18 protein-coding genes and 1 pseudogene are annotated in these 20,293 nt (G+C 53.4%); 8 read left to right on the top strand and 11 right to left on the bottom strand.

Going from position 1 to position 20,293, the window contains the following annotated elements; genetic code table 11:
* The first annotated feature begins 142 nt into the window (after nt 1-142).
* Nucleotides 143-646 carry a DUF1543 domain-containing protein gene (locus tag IMQ56_RS13815; RefSeq protein WP_023296544.1) on the top strand — a complete coding sequence of 168 codons (504 nt, stop codon included), beginning with the start codon at nt 143-145 and terminating at the stop codon, nt 644-646.
* A gap of 319 nt (nt 647-965) precedes the next feature.
* Here IMQ56_RS13815 and fhuE read toward each other — a convergent pair whose 3' ends face one another.
* Nucleotides 966-3,134: a ferric-rhodotorulic acid/ferric-coprogen receptor FhuE gene (fhuE, locus tag IMQ56_RS13810; RefSeq protein WP_045348164.1), complete on the bottom strand. Its 2,169-nt coding sequence runs from the start codon at nt 3,132-3,134 to the stop codon at nt 966-968.
* Between the two features lie 164 nt (nt 3,135-3,298).
* Between fhuE and IMQ56_RS13805 the strand changes: the two genes are divergently transcribed.
* Nucleotides 3,299-4,357 carry a hypothetical protein gene (locus IMQ56_RS13805; protein WP_017694072.1) on the top strand — a complete coding sequence of 353 codons (1,059 nt, stop codon included), beginning with the start codon at nt 3,299-3,301 and terminating at the stop codon, nt 4,355-4,357.
* 260 nt (nt 4,358-4,617) lie between these two features.
* Here the strand turns inward: IMQ56_RS13805 and dcp are convergent, their stop codons facing one another.
* A complete protein-coding gene (dcp, locus tag IMQ56_RS13800; RefSeq protein WP_196064012.1) occupies nt 4,618-6,651 on the bottom strand; it encodes a peptidyl-dipeptidase Dcp in 2,034 nt (677 codons plus the stop codon).
* Nucleotides 6,652-6,794: 143 nt separating this feature from the next.
* Between dcp and ydfG the strand changes: the two genes are divergently transcribed.
* Entirely contained in the window at nt 6,795-7,541 is a 747-nt protein-coding gene (gene ydfG / locus IMQ56_RS13795; protein ID WP_040117594.1) for a bifunctional NADP-dependent 3-hydroxy acid dehydrogenase/3-hydroxypropionate dehydrogenase YdfG, read from the top strand.
* Between the two features lie 90 nt (nt 7,542-7,631).
* Nucleotides 7,632-8,318 (top strand): GntR family transcriptional regulator, encoded by a 687-nt coding sequence (locus IMQ56_RS13790; protein WP_003857403.1) that lies wholly within the window; start codon nt 7,632-7,634, stop codon nt 8,316-8,318.
* A 35-nt stretch (nt 8,319-8,353) separates the two neighbouring features.
* Here the strand turns inward: IMQ56_RS13790 and IMQ56_RS13785 are convergent, their stop codons facing one another.
* Complete coding sequence (locus IMQ56_RS13785; RefSeq protein WP_015570611.1) at nt 8,354-8,785, bottom strand: universal stress protein; 432 nt, start codon at nt 8,783-8,785, stop codon at nt 8,354-8,356.
* Nucleotides 8,786-9,072: 287 nt separating this feature from the next.
* Here IMQ56_RS13785 and ydfZ point away from each other — a divergent pair, with 287 nt between their 5' ends.
* The gene (gene ydfZ / locus IMQ56_RS13780; RefSeq protein WP_003857405.1) at nt 9,073-9,276 is read left to right on the top strand and encodes a putative selenium delivery protein YdfZ; all 204 of its coding nucleotides are present in this window, start codon (nt 9,073-9,075) and stop codon (nt 9,274-9,276) included.
* A gap of 44 nt (nt 9,277-9,320) precedes the next feature.
* On the opposite strand, the gene IMQ56_RS13775 is transcribed toward ydfZ, so the two are convergent.
* The 7 genes from IMQ56_RS13775 to IMQ56_RS13745 all read right to left on the bottom strand — a co-directional run bounded on the left by IMQ56_RS13775 (nt 9,321) and on the right by IMQ56_RS13745 (nt 18,122).
* A complete protein-coding gene (locus IMQ56_RS13775; RefSeq protein ID WP_015570612.1) occupies nt 9,321-10,784 on the bottom strand; it encodes a mannitol dehydrogenase family protein in 1,464 nt (487 codons plus the stop codon).
* Between the two features lie 223 nt (nt 10,785-11,007).
* Nucleotides 11,008-12,546, bottom strand: a complete 1,539-nt coding sequence (locus IMQ56_RS13770) for an MFS transporter (RefSeq protein WP_015570613.1) — start codon at nt 12,544-12,546, stop codon at nt 11,008-11,010.
* Nucleotides 12,547-12,573: 27 nt separating this feature from the next.
* Entirely contained in the window at nt 12,574-13,980 is a 1,407-nt protein-coding gene (uxaC, locus tag IMQ56_RS13765; RefSeq protein WP_045334788.1) for a glucuronate isomerase, read from the bottom strand.
* Complete coding sequence (locus tag IMQ56_RS13760; RefSeq protein ID WP_032670001.1) at nt 13,977-15,362, bottom strand: MFS transporter; 1,386 nt, start codon at nt 15,360-15,362, stop codon at nt 13,977-13,979. Before IMQ56_RS13760 ends, uxaC begins: the two co-directional genes overlap by 4 nt.
* 73 nt (nt 15,363-15,435) lie before the next feature.
* Complete coding sequence (locus IMQ56_RS13755; protein ID WP_023296536.1) at nt 15,436-16,455, bottom strand: Zn-dependent oxidoreductase; 1,020 nt, start codon at nt 16,453-16,455, stop codon at nt 15,436-15,438.
* 14 nt (nt 16,456-16,469) lie between these two features.
* Nucleotides 16,470-17,684, bottom strand: coding sequence for a D-mannonate dehydratase ManD (gene manD / locus IMQ56_RS13750; protein ID WP_017384541.1), 1,215 nt, complete (start codon nt 17,682-17,684; stop codon nt 16,470-16,472).
* Between the two features lie 111 nt (nt 17,685-17,795).
* Nucleotides 17,796-18,122: a YnfA family protein gene (locus IMQ56_RS13745; protein ID WP_003857412.1), complete on the bottom strand. Its 327-nt coding sequence runs from the start codon at nt 18,120-18,122 to the stop codon at nt 17,796-17,798.
* Between the two features lie 150 nt (nt 18,123-18,272).
* Between IMQ56_RS13745 and IMQ56_RS13740 the strand changes: the two genes are divergently transcribed.
* Both IMQ56_RS13740 and speG read left to right on the top strand, forming a co-directional pair.
* On the top strand, nt 18,273-18,611 hold the full coding sequence (locus tag IMQ56_RS13740) for a DUF1283 family protein (protein WP_006808856.1): 339 nt from the start codon (nt 18,273-18,275) through the stop codon (nt 18,609-18,611).
* On the top strand, nt 18,611-19,171 hold the full coding sequence (gene speG / locus IMQ56_RS13735) for a spermidine N1-acetyltransferase (protein WP_003857416.1): 561 nt from the start codon (nt 18,611-18,613) through the stop codon (nt 19,169-19,171). Before IMQ56_RS13740 ends, speG begins: the two co-directional genes overlap by 1 nt.
* Nucleotides 19,172-19,188: 17 nt before the next feature.
* Here speG and IMQ56_RS13730 read toward each other — a convergent pair whose 3' ends face one another.
* Complete coding sequence (locus tag IMQ56_RS13730; protein ID WP_017384542.1) at nt 19,189-19,899, bottom strand: YnfC family lipoprotein; 711 nt, start codon at nt 19,897-19,899, stop codon at nt 19,189-19,191.
* 192 nt (nt 19,900-20,091) lie between these two features.
* Here IMQ56_RS13730 and IMQ56_RS13725 point away from each other — a divergent pair.
* Nucleotides 20,092-20,293, top strand: a pseudogene (locus tag IMQ56_RS13725) (benzoate transporter); the annotation flags it as partial.

Below are 20,293 nucleotides of genomic sequence, written 5' to 3'. Positions count from 1 at the left end.
TTCATGAAACATGCTGCGTAAACTCCTCGTGGCTTTGCGTAGAAGAATCTTGAACTCATTGTCATCAATGTCTTTTGCACAGTTGTAGCCCAGCTCGCTATATAGTTAAATATATAGCGATTAAATAACTTCTGAGGGTTGTATGAATTTGTATATGTTTTATGTCGGCGGAAATGCCGGTAAATCCAATATTGAGGTCCACGACATCCAGTTTGTGGCGGCACGTAAGCCCAATGATGCCTGGCCTGCACTGCGTGAAGCATGGTTTGGTGATAGTGATAAAATTCATATAGACGGCTATAGCCGTATCACGTGGGCCGACGGATACTCTGTCACGCTTTCCCCGGAGCCGCCCCAGTCTACGAAGAGATTATTTTTCGTCAATGCGGGTGGTTACAGGCCGGATACGCTTGCAGAACTGCACGAATATGATCTGTTCGTCGCCGAAAATGCCCGGCAGGCTAAGGAGAAAGCATTACTAACGCTACTTTGCGGTGTCGATCAACAACATAAGGATAATTTAAAAGAGGTTGATGATTGCCTGTTGCTTGAAAAGGTTGGAGGGTTGTTTATTCATCTGACACCCTGCGATACAGGGCACCGCGATCTTCCAGAGTGGCAGGGATATTTACCGATAGGCGCATGAAACTGCATAAAGAGACGCATCGCTTCAGGATGAAACAGGTCCCCTTTTAGTATTGCTCAGGATGCCCCTCGAGTCTGAGGGCGTCCTGTTCATTGAATATTTACGCTTTTGCGTCTGGCTGTTTTATTGCATATCCAACATACGTCTTCTTTAACTGATCCAATGTTTCCGGCACCAGGCTCGTCACCCGTTCAAACCGGCACTTTATTCGTTACCAGGATGGCAATGGCATGGCGGCCATCGCCGTGTCGTTGCCGCTGGTGGGGCCGAAGCGCATTTCGGAACAGGTGATGGCCAGGATAGCGATAAGCTGATTAGATCAGAATGTGTAACTCATGCTTACCGAGACGCTACGCGGTTCGCCATAGACGGCAGAGTCATCGAGGTAGGAGTAGTATTCGCGGTCGAACAGGTTACGAACGTTTGCCTGCACCGCCAGCTGTTTCGTCAGCTGATACTGCGCGAACAAGTCGACGAGCGGATAGCTGCCCTGATAGAGGCGCTGCGTCTCGCCGTCCGGACCGGTGACATCTTTGTACACCTGATTCTGCCAGTTCACGCCGCCGCCTACGGTCAGATCCGGAAGCGCCGGGACGCGGTAACGGCTGAACACCTTAAGCTGCGTCTGCGGCGCAAAGCTGTTGAAGCGGCCATCTGAATCACGGGCAACATAGCGGGTCGCGCTGAAGGTAAGCTGTAGATTGTCGGTAACGGCACCGTTCACCTCAAATTCCGCCCCTTTGCTCACTGCGCCTTTGGTTGCGCGATAAGCTTGTTCGCTGGATCCATTAACGAATACCCCGCTGATTTCCTCCCCCGCGTTCTCCTGTTCTATGCGGAATACGGCAACGTTGGTGGTCAGTCGACCGTCCATCCAGTCTGCCTTCAGGCCGGTTTCATAATTTTTACCGGTGACGGGAGAGAGCCATGCACCCTCTTTCGTGCGTTTGGTTTGCGGGGCAAAAATTGAGGTATAGCTGGCGTAAGCGGAAAGGCTGTCGTTGATGTCATACACCAGCCCGCCGTAAGGGGTGGTGTTGTATTTACGCATATCGCCGCTGCTGCCATCTGAGCTGTACTGGGTATAACGTGCGCCAACGATTAGCGACAACGGATCCGCCAGCGACAGGCGTGCCGCCGTATACGCCGATTTTTGCCGCACGATATCATCCGCATTTTGATACCAGTCGCCCCACTCCGGCTCGGCCACGCTGCCGTCCCAGCTGTTGTTGAAGATGCCAATCTGAGCACTGTCCATTGGCCCGTCTTTGCTGAAGGTAGCATTGTGCTGTCGGCTATAGTTGGCTCCGGCCATCAGCTGATGTTGACGCCCGAGAAGTTCAAAAGGCCCGCTGGCGTAGGCATCAAAGGCGTCCAGAGTGCGCTTGCCGCGATCCTTACTACCCCAGCCTGATGCGCCTTCTCCGGTGGTGGCGTCCGGATTGCCCATCACATAAAGCAGGGTATCATTGAACGTTTGCTCGCCGTGGGTTCCATTGAAACGCACCGACCAGCCGTTATCCCAGTTATGGGTGAGGTTAGCAAAAACTTTACGCGACTCAACGGAGTATCCCGTCCAGTCTGCCGAGGTATTGACGTTGCGATCGTAATGGGTACGGCTGCCGTTACTGTACAGGCTGGGTAATCCGCCCCAGGTCGGGTTGGCTGTGTTTGTTTGCTGATAGTCCCAGCCCAGCGAGGCCGTCGTGTGTTCCGTTACATCGCCTTCAATGACGCCATAGAGAAATTTCTTGCGCTTGCCATATCTGTCAAGCCAGCTGTCCTGATCCTGATAACCTGCCACGACGCGCCCACGCAGGCTGCCATCGGAATTGAGGGGCGCGGAGATGTCGCCCACATAACGCTGTTTGTTCCAGCTTCCGTAACTTGCGCTGACGTTGCCCCTGAAGGTTTTACTGTCGGCACGTTTACGCACCATGTTCACCGTTGCTCCCGGATCGCCAGCGCCGGTCATCAGGCCGTTTGCGCCACGCACAATCTCTATACGATCATAAATGGCAGTATCTTCCTGCGCATCGCCAAAGTTCCACGCGTCGCCCATTGATGTGGGGATCTCATCGTAGGCGAAATTGGTGATTTCAAAGCCGCGGGAAAAGTAGCTGGAACGCTCGCTATCAACCTGCTGCGACGAAACGCCGGTGGCATTGGTAAGTACCTGGTCAATGGTTTGCAGGTCTTGATCCTGCATACGCTGGCGCGTCACGACGCTGACTGACTGGGGGATATCGCGCGGGGTCAGCAGCATTTTGGTGCCTGAACGCGTGGTTTTTACCGCATAATCCTGCTGCGAGTCGGCGCTCCCGTTCCCGTCACCGTAGACAACCATCTCTTGTTCTTGCGTATTTTCATCCGCCTGTGCCGGATGCATGACGGCGGACATTGCCAGCGCAAGCAGTGAAAGTGAGAAGGAAGCAGGAATTAACCCTGCGGGCGCTTTCGCGCGATTAGCCCTGCCTTTAAAAATCATCATGTTACCTGTCTGTTGTTGTCGTTATGTGCAAATCATTCATCCAAATAAGAATGGAAATGATAATTATTTGCTTTATTATGCACAGGTAATTTTGTAAGTTAAATGTAAATAAATGTATATTTATCAAAATCAGCGCGGCTCGCGCATGACAGGAACAAAAAATGAACACATTCCATTGGCTAAAAGGAAAGACATGGGGCTTAAGCATTCTTACCGCGGCGTTAACCCTGAGCGCAACGGCGTCAGCAGCCCTCCCGGGTTCGGCTGAGCTCAAGCAGCGCGAACTCGCTGACGGTCTGTATGAGATGGTTTACTCCCCAACGGCAAACGCGTTGTACGTTGCGAGCGCACAGAGTTTCAAAAACGTCAACGGCGGGGTGCTCTATAAACTGGATCCCACAACGCTTGCCACGCAAGGTGAAACCCACACCGACCTGAAAAACTTCGGCATGGCAGCGGACGATAATGGCAAGGTCTACTACACCACCAACACCCTTGATGGCGGGGTATCGAAAGTGGACGTGCAAAGCGGCAAGGTGCTACAGCGCCTGATGTTTGAAGGCAAAGACAAGGATGGCGACCCGGTTGGTGCGCGTGAAATCCTCTTCCACAAGGGACAACTGTTTATCGGCGGCGTTGCCGACCCTGGGTTTATCTCCGTGGTTGATGCCAACACCATGACGCTAAAAGCCCGAATCGAAAATGCCGGGAAATGGGTGACGGGGATTATTTATTCGCCGCTGACAGACCGCCTTTATGCCGCCAATGGCGGCGGTGAAATTCTGGTGATTAACCCGGAGACGTATAAAATCGAACAGCGCTGGACGCCGGGAGATAAAAAAGCGTATTTGTTCCTGAATATGGCAGAAGATCCGGCCACCGGGCGCCTGTTCGTGACTGATGATTCAAAAGCCAAAACCACACTGGTATTTGATGAGCGCAGCGGGAAAGTTATCAAGCGTCTTAAAGGCGATGCGCTGGGAATTAAGTTTAACGCTGAGCGCAACGAAATTTTCATCACTCAGCGCGAATCCAGGAAGGTGTTGCAGCTTGACGCCGGGAGCTATGCTGTGAAAAACAGCTGGACGTTCACCAGCCATCCCAACAGTCTTCTGGTAACACCGGACGGTAAAACGTTATACGTAACCGTGAAGCAGGACTTCAATGACGACAACACGACGAAAGGCCCGGATAGTGTGGTTCGTATTTCATTAAATTAAACAATATACAGCCATCCTGTGAGGGATGGCTGACTTATAAACGTGGACGCTGAAGCAGTATCTTTAGTCCGGCCAACGGATAAAGCCGAGTTAAAGCGCCAGATGTTCTAAAGTCGCGGGGATCCTTACTGGGTAAAAGTAAAGGTGTAGCTACGTGAAGCTGACCCCTATCCTCCTGCAAATTTCGCAGAATTAAGGATTCATTTTGGGAAAGAAAAAACCGGGCCTCGCGCCCGGTTCTGTTCCCACACTAAAAAGCCTTACGCACTCAATCCGCGATTCTCCAGCATCGGTTCGATCTTCGGATCGTGCCCGCGCCAGTTCCGGTAAAGTTCAGCTAAATCAGTGCTGTTGCCGCGGGACAAAATCGCCTCGCGGAATTTCTGTCCGTTCACGCGTGTCAAACCGCCCTGCTCGACAAACCACTGGTAGCCATCGTCCGCCAGCATCTGCGTCCAGAGATAGGCGTAATAGCCCGCCGCGTAGCCGCCGCCGAAGATGTGGGCGAAATAGCTGCTGCGATAGCGCGGCGGTACGGCTGGAAGATCCAACCCCTCTTTTTTCAACGCGGCGGCTTCAAAGGCTTCCACGTCTTCAACGGGCTCCTGAATGCCGTGCCAGTTCATATCCAGCAGCGCGGCGCTCAATAGCTCCGTCATGTCATAACCCTTATTAAACTGGGTCGCATTGAGCATTTTTTCCCGCAGCGCATCCGGCATCGGTTCGCCGGTTTGATAGTGACGAGCAAAGTGCGCAAACACCTGCGGATGGCTGGCCCAGTGTTCATTGATTTGCGAAGGAAATTCAACGAAATCACGTGGCGTGTTGGTGCCTGAAAGCGTGGCATAGCGCTGGCTGGCAAACAGGCCATGCAGGGTATGGCCAAACTCGTGGAACAGGGTAATCACATCATCCCAGGAGATCAGCGCGGTCTGCCCGTTCGCCGGTTTTTGATAGTTGCAGACGTTATAAATCACCGGACGCGCGGCAAACTCATAAGACTGCTCAACAAAATTCCCCATCCACGCGCCGCCCGCTTTGGAATCACGCGCGAAAAAGTCGCCGTAGAACAGCGCCATGCCTTCACCCGTGTGGTCGAAAATCTCCCACACGCGTACATCCGGGTGGTAAACCGGAATATCGAAACGCTCGACAAAGCGGATACCGAACAGCTGCGTGGCGGTCCAGAATACGCCATCTTCCAGCACGGTATTGAGCGCGAAATAGGGTTTGATCTGCGACTCATCCAGCGCGTATTTCGCTGAGCGCACGCGTTCGGCATAAAACGCCCAGTCCCAGGCCTGTACCGTAAAACCACCCTGCTCGTCGTCGATGACCTTCTGAATATCCGCCTGCTCCAGCGCGGCCCTGCCGCGTGCCGCAGGAACTATCCCGCGCATGAATTCGAGCGCGGCTTCCGGCATTTTCGCCATCTGATCGGCAATGCTCCAGCTCGCATAGTTGTCAAAGCCGAGCAGCTGCGCCTGTCTTGCCCGTAACGCGGTAAGCCGACGGATCAGCTCGCGCGTATCGTTTTCGTCGCCTTTCTGAGTGCGTTCCCAGCCCGCGCTGAACAACTTTTTACGGGTCTCGCGCAACGACAGCGCCGCCAGCGCGGGCTGTTGCGTGGTATTCAAAAGTGGGATCAGCCAGCGATCCGTCAGCCCTTTTTCTGCGGCAGCGTGAGCCGCGGCAGCCACCTCCTCCGCACTGAGCCCGTCAAGCTGGTGAACATCGTCCACCACCAGCCCTCCCGCCTTGTTCGCCGCCAGCAGGCGCTGGTTGAACTGGCTGGTCAGGGTGGCGGCTTCGGTATTCAGGGCTTTCAGCTCGGCTTTTTCATCGGCATTCAGACGCGCGCCAGCAAGAACAAAGTGCTGATACATCTCCTCCGTCAGTCGTCGGGATTCGGCATCCAGCGCCTCGCGATCCTGCCAGACGGCTTCCACGCGGGCGAAAAGCGTATCGTTTAGCCAGATATCGTTCGCCAGCCCGGCCAGTTCGGTGGAGAACTGCTCGTCCAGTGCCTGAAGATCATCGTTGGTGTGTGCGGACGTCATGGCGAAGAACACGCTGCTCACGCGTGACAGCATGGCCCCGCTCTTTTCCAGCGCCAGCACGGTATTGTCGAAGTCCGGCGCGGCGCGCTGCGCGATAATCGCGTCAATGTCTGCACGCTTCAGGCGCATTGCTTCATCAAATGCCGGACGATAATGGCTGTCGTTAATCGCATCAAAACGTGGCGCCTGATAAGGCAACAGGCTAATTTCAAAAAAAGGATTGTTGACCGACATCGTTTACTCCTGAGCACGGTATTTCTCCCCAGAGTAGGCCAGCCTGCGCCGGCCTGCAATGGCGTCATACAAATGTTGCCTTAACGACGTGCCGGAGAGCGTGCTATGTTAGTACAACACAAAAAGCGTTGAGGAACAGTGAGATGATTATTTTAGTTACCGGGGCGACAGCGGGTTTTGGTGAAAGCATCACGCGTCGCTTCGTCGCCAACGGACACAAAGTGATTGCAACAGGGCGTCGTCAGGAGCGTTTGCAGGAGCTAAAAGACGAGCTGGGTGACAGCATTCTGACCGCGCAGCTGGACGTGCGCAACCGCGCCGCCATCGAAGAGATGATTGCCAACCTGCCTGCCGAATGGCGTGAAATTGACGTGCTGGTCAATAACGCTGGCCTGGCACTGGGCATGGAGCCTGCCCACAAAGCCAGCGTGGAAGACTGGGAAAACATGATCGACACCAACAACAAAGGGCTGGTGTACATGACCCGCGCCGTGCTGCCGGGCATGGTTGAACGTAACCGTGGCCATATCATTAACATCGGTTCCACCGCCGGAAGCTGGCCTTACGCGGGCGGCAACGTCTATGGCGCGACCAAAGCCTTTGTCCGCCAGTTCAGCCTGAACCTGCGCACCGACCTGCACGGAACCGCGATCCGCGTGACCGATGTTGAACCGGGTCTGGTAGGAGGAACTGAATTCTCCAACGTGCGTTTCAAAGGCGACGACGCGAAAGCGGATAAAACCTATGAAAACGCGAATGCGCTGACGCCGGAAGATATCACCGAAACCGTCTGGTGGGTCGCGAATCTGCCGAAGCATGTCAACATCAATACGGTTGAGATGATGCCCGTCAGCCAGTCCTATGCCGGACTCAGCGTGCATCGCGGTTAATTTACCCCACCCGGCCTGCGGGCCGGGTATGTGATGGCAGGGAAAAGAATGGTAGTATGTTCAGGTTAACTCTCTGAGAAATCACAACCCATGGCCGCTGAATCGCAACTTAATCCTACCCAGCCCGTTAATCAGCAAATATATCGCATCTTACGCCGTGATATTGTCCGCTGCCTGATCCCACCGGGAACGCCACTCTCAGAAAAAGAGGTTTCGGTACGTTTTGACGTTTCCCGTCAGCCCGTACGTGAGGCGTTTATTAAGCTCGCAGAAAACGGCCTTATTCAGATCCGCCCTCAGCGCGGCAGCTACGTAAATAAAATTTCGCTTTCGCAGGTACGGAATGGCTGTTTTGTTCGCCAGGCCATCGAGTGCGCCGTGGTGCGTCGCGCCGCGTCGCTCATCAACGATAACCAGTGCTACCTGCTGGAGCAAAACCTGCATCAGCAACGAATCGCCATCGACCGCAAACAGTTAAACGACTTTTTCCAGCTGGACGACGAGTTCCACCAGAAACTGGCGCAGATCGCCGAGTGCCAGCTCGCGTGGGATACCGTCGAAAACATCAAAGCTACCATCGACCGCGTGCGCTACATGAGCCTCGACCATGTTTCTCCGCCAGAGATGTTGCTGCGCCAGCATCATGATATTTTCAGCGCGCTGGAAAAACGCGACGTGGAAGCCGTAGATAAAGCGATGACGCTTCACCTTCAGGAAATTAGTGAGTCAGTTCAGTTAATTCGCCAGGAAAACCGCGAGTGGTTCAGCGAAGAATAAAACTTCGCCGCCCCCTTTCGGTTGCGGCGAAGTAATTAGCGGACCACTAATACCGGAATAGTGGCGTAGCGCAGGATAGTTTCAGCATTCGAACCCAGCAGATGGGTTGTAATGCTCGGATTTTTTGATCCGATAACAATGACATCATATTTCCCCTCTTTGCTGAGCTTGATGATTTCATCGCGTACGTTGCCGAAGCGAACTTCACAGTCAATATTGTCCGGGGACATATCAAAGAGCCGTTTCAGCGCCTTCATCTTCTTATCAGACTCGGCGGTCATATACTCTTCGAACTTCTTAATATCGGCATTGAACCCCCGCAGTAACGAACGGCTGCTGTTAGGGAGAATGTTGACCAGGGTGATCGTCGCGCCTTCCGCCTTCGCGAGGTTGACCGCGTGGCGTACCGCTTTATCGCTCAAATCCATTTCAAACACATCAACAGGCATCAAAATTTTCTTATACATAAGCCTGACTCCTTTTCCGATGAAGGGTTATTTTCTGCCTCCAGAATGACATTGTGGATATAAACAAAGCCTAAACACTTGCACCCGGAAACTATCAATTAAGGAAAATAACTGTCCGCTTTGTAAAGTGGTGTCCTGAACCGTCAACGCCTGCATGAAATAAGAAAAAAGTGTGAGCTTGATCAAAAGCAAATAATTTCGTTAAAGAGAGGCGTATTAATAGTGCCCCGTGAACGGCAGCCGTTGAATTAGCGCCGTAACGGATAAGTACGAGAGGAGAAAATACCATGATGACATACGACCGTAACCGAAATGCAATCACCACTGGCAGCCGCGTCATGATTAGCGGCACAGGCCAGTTCGGCGTGATTAAAGCGATCCACAGCGACGGCCTTAATGCCGAGCAGGTGCGCCGTGGTAAAACGGTTGAAGTCGAAGGATGCGAAGGTAAGTTCGAACCGATTGAGCTGATTCGCCTGGGGATGCACTAAGCTGCGCCCCGACATGCCGCCGCGGACGGCGGCATGTCATCGCGTTAAAGCCGGGAGGCGTACTCAGCAACCGTGGCCTTCGCGCCTTTTTGCAGCAACGTTTGATAGGCCTGCATGACCGCAGCCACAAACACCGCGTCCTTCGGCAGCTCGTTACCGAAAATAGCCTCAATGCCCAACAGCGCGCTAACGCGGCTTTCGCCTTCAGCGCTACCGTTTACCGCCGCCTGAATCACCGCCAGCTGCGGATCGCTCACCTCAATCGCGTTACCCTGCTCATCCACACCGCCGACATAACGCATCCAGCCCGCAACACCGAGGGCCAGCAGCGGGAAGGGTTTCTGGTGGACAAGGTGCCAGCGCACGGAATCGAGCATCCGCTGCGGCAATTTCTGGCTACCGTCCATGGCGATTTGCCAGGTGCGGTGACGCAGGGCCGGATTGCTGTAACGTGCGATCAGCTGGTCGGCATAGTGAGCTAAATCCACCCCCTTCACTTTCAGCGTCGGCGCCTGCTCTTTCAGCATCAGCGCATGCGCGGCTGCGCGATAATGTTCATCTTCCATGCAGTCGTTAATGTGCTGATAACCGGCCAGGTAGCCGAGATAGGCCAGGAACGAGTGGCTGCCGTTAAGCATACGCAGCTTCATCTCTTCAAACGGAATGACATCAGAAACCAGTTCCGCACCGGCCTTTTCCCACTGTGGACGTCCGGCGACGAAATTATCTTCAACCACCCACTGGCGGAACGGCTCGCAGGCGACACCTGCCGGATCGCGTACGCCGGTCAGCTGTTCAATTTTATCCAGCGTTTCAGCCGTGACGGCGGGCACAATACGGTCCACCATGGTTGACGGGAAGGTGACGTTCGCTTCAATCCAGTCGGCCAGTTCGCCGTCAACAGCGCGCGCGTAGGCGCAGGTGACATTGCGCATCACATGGCCGTTTTCCGGCATGTTATCGCATGACATCACGCTGAATGCTGGCAGCCCCGCCGCCTTACGCCGCGCCAGCGCTTCAACCACTACGCCTGGCGCAGATTTCGGCTGATGGGGGTTTTGCAGGTCGGCAACGATTAACGGATGATCGAACATCAGTTGTCCGGTTGCCGGGGAGTGGCAATACCCTTTCTCGGTGATGGTCAGGGAAACAATGGCGACCTGCGGATCGCACAGCGCCGCCAGCACGGTTTCAAGGCCGTCGACCTGCGCATGCAGCGCATTTTTGACGACGCCGACCACGCGCGCCGTCCACGCATCGGCAGACATCTCTGCTACGGTATAAAGATTATCCTGTGCCTTCAGATCGGCGATCTGCTGTTCGCCGCCAATCAGGTTAACTTCGCAGTAACCCCAGTCGCTGCCCTGTTCTGCGGCGAGTATATCGGTGTACACCGCCTGGTGCGCACGGTGAAACGCGCCAAACCCTAAATGAACAATGCGTGCCTTGAGGCTGTCGCGATCGTACTGAGGACGCGTTGCCTTCGCCTGTAATAAACGGTTTTCCATGATTGAGACTCGTTAATTATGAACGCTGAGATCCGCAGCCGCTCTGGTGACAGTGCGGCTGCGCCGGTTGACTAAACCAACTAGAATGGCAGTGTCATTACTTTATCCTGCCGATCACAATACTGGTTATGCTGCCATGAACATTGATTTACATTAACTTTCGGCCAAGTGGTGTGATATAAAAATCAAGTTGTGTGACATCTGGCAAAAGATATAAACCAGATCATACAGGGGTGCGCACCGTCTGCTCGCCGGACCGGACCGTCGGCTCACGCCACAACCTGTCGTAGGAATAGCCTGTTAAATCTTCCACGACCCGGCGAGCTTCGGCGGATACGCGTTGGGGAGAGCCGTTGGCTTTCAGGCGATCCAGCTCATCCACAAAGATTTTGTGCGTACGCTTGTTCAGGTTGAATGTCAGAGCCTGCCACAGGGCCAGGATAAGCAAGGCAGCAGTGCCGATGAACATCAGCATTGCGATGGTGTGGATGGCTTCGGTTGGCTGTGTCTGGCTCCCTTTTACAAATCCGCCGCTTTGTAACAGGAGACCCACAATAAAGGTGGCAATAGCGACCGTGGTTTTTCGGGAAAATGTCATTACCGCGGCAAACAGTCCCTCACGACGCTGACGGCTGACCATTTCATCGATATCTGGAATGAACGGGAACACGTTCCACGGTGTAAACTCAAGGACGCAGCGCCCCACCTGATACACCCCGGCCAGAATGACCAGCGTCGCGACGGTATTCAGCGCAGGGATCTGGTACACGGCAAAGAAGCCCCCCAAACAGAGCAACATCAGTGAATAGGCAAATACATATAGCTTTGATGGCCCATATCTGATGATCCCTATACCCGCAATTAACGTGACGGGCAGCCCCACAATACTCATCGACAGCAGCGTGCCTGCCAGTGAGGAAGAGACATTCAGACAGTAGACGCAGAAAAATACAAATACCGTGTTGTAGACATCTTTGCCGGTAAACGACAGCAGATAGATGGCGAGATGTTTCCTGAAGGCCCGGATTTTCAGGGTGGAACCATACTCCTTAAAAAGTCGTCCAAAGGCAGCCAGCTTCTCCCCTGCTGTTTGTGGGCGTGTGTTTTTTTCCAGCCCGGAGAGCATTTCCGGCGTCAACTCGCGTTCCCAGGTCACTTTCCACGAGATGAATACACATACCATAAACAGTACAGCAAAAATAACGCCGTTTATGAGGTAGGCATGGGCGCTGTTTTCCCCGAAATAGCCGATCAGTAATCCGGGAATAAATGTCGCCAGAAACGTCCCGGACGCTGAAAGAAACATGCGACAGGTAGAGAGTTTGGTCCGCTGGTTAAAGTCTTTTGTCATTTCTGACGGTAACGTTTCCCACGGGATCAGTACCATTGCAGCAATAATTTCAAATGCTAGATAGACGGCGAGATAAAAACCGTATGTCATGCCATCAAGCCACAGCAATGCATAGACCAGCATCAACGGTGCACCGATCAGCAAAAAGAAACGTCGGCGACCAAATTTTTTACCAAAATAGTTTTTGTAAAAATGGTCAGTGAAACTTCCCATAAACAAACTAACGATAGCATCGACAATGCGCGCTATAGCAACAATAGACGCCGCTTCAACCGGTGACAACCCAACAAATGTCGTATAGAAGAATAATAACCAGGCGCCGATAACGGTAAAGGCACCGCCGCCCATAATATCCGTTAGTCCGTAGCCGATACTAACCGGAATAGTAATTTTTTTTGCAGTACGAGACATGTTCCATCCCCACTCAGTGAGTAGAATTTAGAATCTGAAATAGTTTTCAGCATTATCATGGCAAATATTTTTAACCATCTTCGTTAGGATGGCGTTATTATCCGGAACTTCACCACGCTCCACCCAGCCGCCAATGATATTGCACAAAATACGACGGAAATAATCGTGGCGAGTATACGAAACCAGACTACGGGAATCGGTTAACATACCGACAAAATTCATTAATAGCCCCTGATCCGCAAGGCTATGTAGCTGGTTTTCCATTCCGCGTTGAGTGTCGTTAAACCACCATCCGGAGCCAAACTGTATCGGCGATTTAACGCCCAATTCCGCAGTCTGAAAATTAGCGATAGTCGTCGCGACAATATCGTTATAGCTGGCGTTGAGGTTATATAGAATGGTTTTGGGCAAAGCTTCAGCCTGCGCCATTGCATCCAGGAGTTGGTTGAGATTGGCCGCAAGATTCGACTGATCGGTCAGCGAGTCAAAACCAGTATTACTACCCAAAGAACGGTACATGCGGGAATTATTATTGCGAATCGCACCGAAGTGTATCTGCATTGCCCAGTTATGCTGCCTGTAATTATGCGCCAGCATAATAAAAATGGCACTGTCAAGAATCGCATTATTACGGGCGTCCAGATTTTCACCCCGGCGCTTTCGGGCAAACACGGATTCAACCTGTCTTTCATCTGCTGACTGAAAATGGATCTCCACGGGTCCGTGATCGGAAATTCGGCACCCCATTTCGTGGAACCAGGCAATACGCTGGCTCATTCCCTTAACAAAATCGCTGAATGTCTGGATTTTAGATCCTGTCGTCTCACCTAATCGATCGATAAAGTCGGCAAACTGTTCCGCGTTCTGCGCAAAAACATCGTCCGGACGAAAGGTCGGTAATACCTTAACGTTGAACGTCGCGTCATCACGCAATAATTGATGGTAGCGTAAATCATCAAGCGGAGCATCTGTCGTGCAAATAACTTCTACCCTGGAGCGTTTAATGAGTTCCCTCGGCGTAAAATCAGGCTGCTGCAATAGCAGATTACAGTGCTCCATTATTTCACGCCAGTTATGCCTGCCCAGCGGTTCGTCACAGTTAAAATAGTGGTGAAGTTCTAAATGAGTCCAGTGATAGAGCGGATTTCCATAGCTCGCTTCGACCGTTTCAGCCCATGCCGCAAATTTATCCTCCGCCGGGGCATCGCCCGTAATGTATTTTTCGTCAATACCGTTGGCGCGCATGGCGCGCCATTTATAATGATCGCCAGCCAGCCAGAGTTCGGCAATATTATCGAGATTTTTATTCTCGAAGATATCTTTCGCGTCCAGGTGACAGTGATAATCAATAATTGGCAGCGCTTTCGCGACGTTACGATAAAGTTCAACACCTCTCGCATTGCCAATCATAAAGTTATCGTTAATAAAACTCATGACAGGGCTCCATATTTCCGCTGCTTCGCTGCGGTATCGCTCTGGCGCAGGGGTTCAGCTGCATCTTCCACCAGGCTCAAATCGCGGTCGCGCACTTCTGGCATCAGCAAAGCGGAGACCAGCCCAATCAGCGAGTACGCCACCAGCATCGCCACAATCGGCCACCAGGACCCGGTCATATTGCAGAAGATCCCCGCCAGCACCGGACCAAAGCCTACCGCCACGAGACCGCCCGCCTCTTTGGAGATCGCCATGCGGGTAAAGCGGTTTCGCGAACCAAACATCTCCGCCATGGTGATGTTTTCCAGCGCAAACAGCCCGAGCACCGCAAAGTTATGAATAACGATGATAGAGAGCATAATCACGCCCGGCGCGTAACTCTTATCGACGATAATCGACAGCATCGGGTAAGCCAGAATAATGGCTGAAATGTTAAGGATGATATATGGCAGACGGCGCCCCACTTTATCGGACAGCCAGCCCAGCAGCGGGATGGAGACGAAGCCAAGAATCGAGCTGATCATCAGCGCATCGGTTGGGATCGCCTTATCAAATAACAGCGTCTGTACCAAGTACCCGGCAAGGAAGGTCTGGATAAGCCCAGAGTTACCGGCCTGACCAAAGCGCAGCCCCGTCGCCAGCCAGAACGATTTGCTCTTAAACATCGCGCCGACCGAGGTATCCTGCGCAGCAACCGGCGCAACGGATTCGGCATCGTTTACCTTCTCAAACACCGGGCTCTCTTTAAGGTTCATACGCAGCCAGATGGCGAAGATCATCACAACCACGCTGGCGAGGAACGGCACGCGCCAGCCCCAGGCAATAAGTTCTTCACGATCGAGGGCAAAGAACATCACGGCCCAGATCGCCGTGGCGCTCAGCGTCCCGCAGTTGGTGCCCATGGCCACCAGCGAGGAGATGATGCCGCGTTTACCCTTCGGGGCGTATTCGGCCAGCATGGTGCCTGCGCCGGAGATTTCAGCCCCCGCGCCCAGCCCCTGAATAATACGCAGCGTCACCAGCAGCACCGGTGCGAAAATCCCGATCTGCGCGTAGGTTGGCAGGACGCCGATTAAGGTGGTGCAGATCCCCATCATGGTGATGGTGATAAACAGCACTTTTTTACGGCCAATTCTGTCGCCCATTCTGCCGAAGATAAATGCCCCGACAATACGCGCGATGTAGCCTGCGCCGTAGGTGCCCATCGCCAGGATCAGCGCCATGGCCGCGGACTGCTCAGGGAAGAAAATTTCATGAAACACCAGCGCGGCGCCAAGGGAGTAGAGCTGGAAATCCATAAACTCCAGGGCGGTGCCCAGCCAGCCAGATACGGCGGCTTTCACCAGATCTGACGTACTTCTTTGAGGTTGTGCTTGAGTCATAATGGCTATCTCTGCAAGGTAAGATGCGTACCACTGAGAGCCTGTCTTCGCAGGCTCTTAACCGCGTGAATTATTATTGGTCGAACGTGAGCAAGACTTTGCAGCACTGCCGCTGGTCTTTTTCAAACAGTTCGATGGCGTCTGTAACGTGGTGATAGTCAAATGTATGGGTGACCAGTTTTTCAGGGTCGATCAGCCCTTTTTCCAGCCAGTCAATGACCACCGGGAATTTGTTGGCATTCAGGCGTGAAGAGAAGATCGACAGCTCTTTGCCGGTGATCCCCTGCTGCACGATCTGGCTCGGGTCGCTGGAGAAGCCCATCAGCACGATGCGCGCCGCCGGAGACGCCAGCGTAATCGCTTCCTGTAAAATGGACGGATGACAGGCAGCATCGATGATTAACGTCGGCTTGATGCCTTTTTCATCCAGCGCGGCCTGTAAAGAATGCTCGCCGTTGTTGAAGACCCAGTCTGCGCCGCTGCGTTGCGCCATCTCCAGCCGCTCATCAATGCGATCCACCACGATGACCTGCTTCACCTTGTAAACGCCCTTCAGCGCCTGCACGGTGACCAGCCCCATCGGGCCTGCGCCGTAAATCAGCGCCACGTCCTGTTCGGTGGGTTTCGCCTGCCCCGTCACGTTGGCGGCAATGGTGAATGGCTCAACCATCACCGCGTGGTGGTCAGGGATCGCATCCGGAATGCGCCAGGCATTTTTCGCCGGCACCACGGCGTATTCGCTGAAGCCGCCGTCACGGTGGACGCCCAGCACCACCAGCGAAGTACAAACGTTCGGTTTTCCAACGGAACACGGGTAGCAGTGCCCGCAGCTGATCACCGGATCAACCGAAACGCGCTGGCCCAGTCGGGTGCCCTCCACGCCTTCGCCAACCGCGTCTATTTCGCCAAAGAACTCGTGACCGATTACCCGCGGGTATTTCGCAAACGGGTTATGCCCGCGATAGATATGGCTGTCTGAACCGCAAATACCGGCGAGCTTAATTTTGACGCGGACGTCGCCTGCGCCCGGCAACGGGAGAGGACGCTCTTCAATCACCAGCACATCCGGCTGTTGGATCACTACGCTTTTCATCATTCGCTCCTCGTTTACCAGTTCCAGAGGGTGCCGTCTTCCAGACGAGCCACCGGCAGATAAGCCGGATCGTACGGGTATTTCGCCGCCAGCTTCTCATCAAACTCAATGCCCAGCCCTGGCTTGTCGCCCGGGTGCATATAGCCGTTATCGAAGCGCCAGCTGTGCGGGAACACTTCCAGCATCTGCTCCGAATACCCCATATACTCTTGCACGCCAAAGTTCGGTACCCACAGGTCAAAATGCAGCGCCGCGGCGTGGCAAATCGGCGACAGATCCGACGGGCCGTGTGAGCCGGTACGCACCTGATAAAGTGAGGCAAAGTCCGCAATGCGACGCATCCCGGTGATGCCGCCCGCATGGGTTATGGTGGCGCGGATATAGTCAATGAGCTGCTCTTCAATCAGCTGCTTGCAGTCCCAGATGCTGTTGAACACTTCCCCCACCGCAATTGGCGTGACGGTGTGCTGGCGGATCAGGCGGAAACACTCCTGGTTTTCAGCGGGAGTCGGATCTTCCATCCAGAACAGACGGTACTCTTCAATGCTTTTGCCGAATCGCGCCGCTTCGATGGGCGTCAGACGGTGGTGCATGTCGTGAAGGAGATGTTCATTGAAGCCGAACTGACTGCGCACTGCGTCGAACAGTTTCGGCGTGAAGTCGAGGTATTTTTCAGTGGACCATAGCTGCTCTTCCGGCCAGGCGCCCTTGGTCGCTGGCTCATACGCCAGCCCTTTTCCTTTTGCCATGCCGTAGGTGGTTTTCATTCCCGGCACGCCGCACTGCACGCGAATTGCCTTGAAGCCCATCTCTTTATGACGGGCATAATCTTCCAGCACGTCGTCAATGGTGTGCCCGGTGGTGTGACAATAAACCATCACCCCTTCCCGGGAGGCTCCGCCCAGAAGCTGATAGAGCGGCATGTTCGCGGCTTTCGCCTTAATGTCCCACAGCGCCATATCCACGGCAGAAATCGCTGACATGGTGACCGGACCACGACGCCAGTAAGCGCCTTTATAGAAGAACTGCCAGATATCTTCGATGCGGTGCGCATCGCGGCCAATCAACTGAGGGCACAGGTGATCTTTCAGGTAGGAGGCAACGGAAAGTTCACGTCCGTTCAGCGTGGCATCACCCAGGCCGACAATGCCCTCATCGGTGGTGATTTTAAGGGTGACAAAGTTACGCCCCGGGCAGGTGACAAATACTTCAGCCCCGACAATCTTCATAATCCATTTCCTTACATCGCTCGTTGTGATGCAGGAAATTTACGCAACTACACTACTACCATACAAGTATAATGATCGTAAAATCAGCGGGCGATCACACTATAAGGACGCTTATGCGCGTCCCCAACCGGCCACGATGATCAACATGCCGCACAGGGCAATCAGCGCGCCTGCCCAGTCATACAGGCTTAGCCTGACGCCATCGACAACGCGCAGCCACAGCAGCGCGGTACAGACGTACACTCCGCCGTAGGCCGCATATACCCTCCCGCTGGCGGCCGGATGCAGGGTGAGCAGCCAGACAAAAAGGGCCAGGGACACACCCGCCGGGATCAGCAGCAGCGCGGAAGCGCCCCGCTTTAGCCAGAGCCACGGCAAAAAGCATCCGATGATTTCGCACAGCGCGGTCGCGAAAAAAAGCAGCGTCGTTTTGAACATTTTTCTCGTTTCGTGAGGATTGATTTAGACATCATACGCGATAATGTTCACATCGTTCCCATACCTGCCGCGCGGGTATGACACCCTTTCGGATTGGTGTAGAATCCAACGGGGTAATCCGATTGTCTGCACCCGTTTAAAGGAAACGCTATGACTACATTAAGCAAACGCCTTTGTCTGACAGCCGTACTGGCGCTGTCATCGTTCGCCTTCGCCGCAACGGCATCAGCCGAAACCAGCAAACTCATCATTGAGTCTGGTGACAGCGCGCAAAGCCGTCAGAACGCCGCCATGGACAAAGAACAATGGAATGACACCCGCAGCCTGCGTCAGAAAGTGAATAAGCGCGTGGAAAAAGAGTGGGATAAAGAAGACGTCGCGTTTGATGCCCGCGACAAATGCCAGCAAAGTGCCAACGTCAACGCCTATTGGGAGCCTAACACCCTGCGCTGTCTGGATCGTCGCACTGGCCGCACGGTAGCACCGTAATGTCGACGCCGTGTGACGTTAAGCTCCGTCCGCTGGAGCGCGAAGATTTACGCTTTGTTCACCAGCTCGACAACAATGCCAGCGTGATGCGCTACTGGTTTGAAGAGCCTTATGAGGCGTTTGTCGAGCTGTCCGATCTCTACGACAAGCATATCCACGATCAGAGTGAACGCCGGTTTGTGGTGGAGTGCGAAGGTGAGAAAGCCGGGCTGGTTGAACTGGTTGAGATCAACCACGTTCACCGTCGAGCGGAATTTCAGATCATTATTTCACCGGAGCACCAGGGGAAAGGTCTTGCGTCGCGGGCGGCAAAGCTGGCGATGGATTACGGGTTTAACGTCCTGAATCTCTACAAGCTTTACCTTATCGTCGACAAAGAGAACGAAAAAGCGATTCATATCTACCGTAAGCTGGGCTTTATGGTGGAAGGTGAACTGATCCATGAGTTCTTTATTAACGGCGAATACCGTAACACCATCCGCATGTGCATTTTCCAGCATCAGCATCTGGCCGGGCATAAGTCCTCCTCCGCCAGCCTGCTTAAACCCACCGCGCAGTAACCTGCGCGGTTTTATTCTCAATAATATTCAATGCTGTTTTTGATGGTGTACTTGTGCTCAACGGCAGGTTTGACGCTGTCATCGGTGATCACCAGCTCACAGCTCACCGGGTTATTGTGGCGATCGTAATCACAGCTCTGCTTTACATTGCCCATCGGTTTATCGTTCAACAGGCTTACCGCCGTATAATCCATGCGCTTGCGCAGATCTTTCGACGGCACCGACTTGACCGATAAACGCTTGTCGCCGGAAACTGTAGTTTTACCCAGCGGGTAGCCGTCGGCGTCATACTGGTACTTCACTTCCATCTCTTTGCTGTGCGCGGCAACCACAAACCCGTTATCGTCGGTGTCCCACGTCAGGCCGGCAGACGGCAGTTCCGCCAGCTGACATTTTCCCTGCAACTTTACCTTCTGCTGCTGGGTTTCCGCATCGACGTAGTAGTTAGCATCCAGCACCAGCGCAACGCCCGTATTAGCGTCGAGATCGTGCAGTTCAAGCGTATCGAAACACCCTTCCGTTGACATCGTGCCGGTCACACGTTTAGAGACTTCACCCTTATCGTTGAACAGCGTCTGGGTAAAATCCTTCACCGGCCCGCGCAGAGGATCAAAGTCAAACTCGTTCGAAAAACTCGCCATCTCCGGCGTAAATGACAGCGGCGCGGTGTTGTTGTCGCATCCCACCAGTACCGTTGCCAGTAGCGTTATCGCTGCGTATTTGTTCACATCATTTACCGTTCAAAGAGAGATACAATCATATTAGCAAATACAGCAACTTACATAACAGCACTTCATTTGATTCTTTGCGTTGTATAAATCCGTCGTTTGCATTGACGAGACCTGCCAAAGTGGCTACTTTGGGCGCGGAAGATTCCACACTATTATAAAATTAGATTCTTAAATTTTCGGGTTAACATCATGATTTACGACTGTTTTTTATACTATGACGAAGATATGTTGCTCGACATCAGATTACATACTCTCGCTGATGTCGTTGACCGTTTTGTCATTGTAGAAGCAACACACTCTTTTACGGGCATACCGAGAGAATTGCATTTCGATATTACAAAGTTTGCCAAATTCAAAGACAAAATCATTTACGTGCCTTTTGACGCGCAGC

This window comes from Enterobacter sp. Res13-Sevr-PEC09-46, from assembly GCF_015672585.1.
GTDB lineage: Bacteria > Pseudomonadota > Gammaproteobacteria > Enterobacterales > Enterobacteriaceae > Enterobacter > Enterobacter hormaechei_C.
Note: the sequence above shows the minus strand (reverse complement) of the source record. Positions and strands in the feature narration are given on the sequence as shown.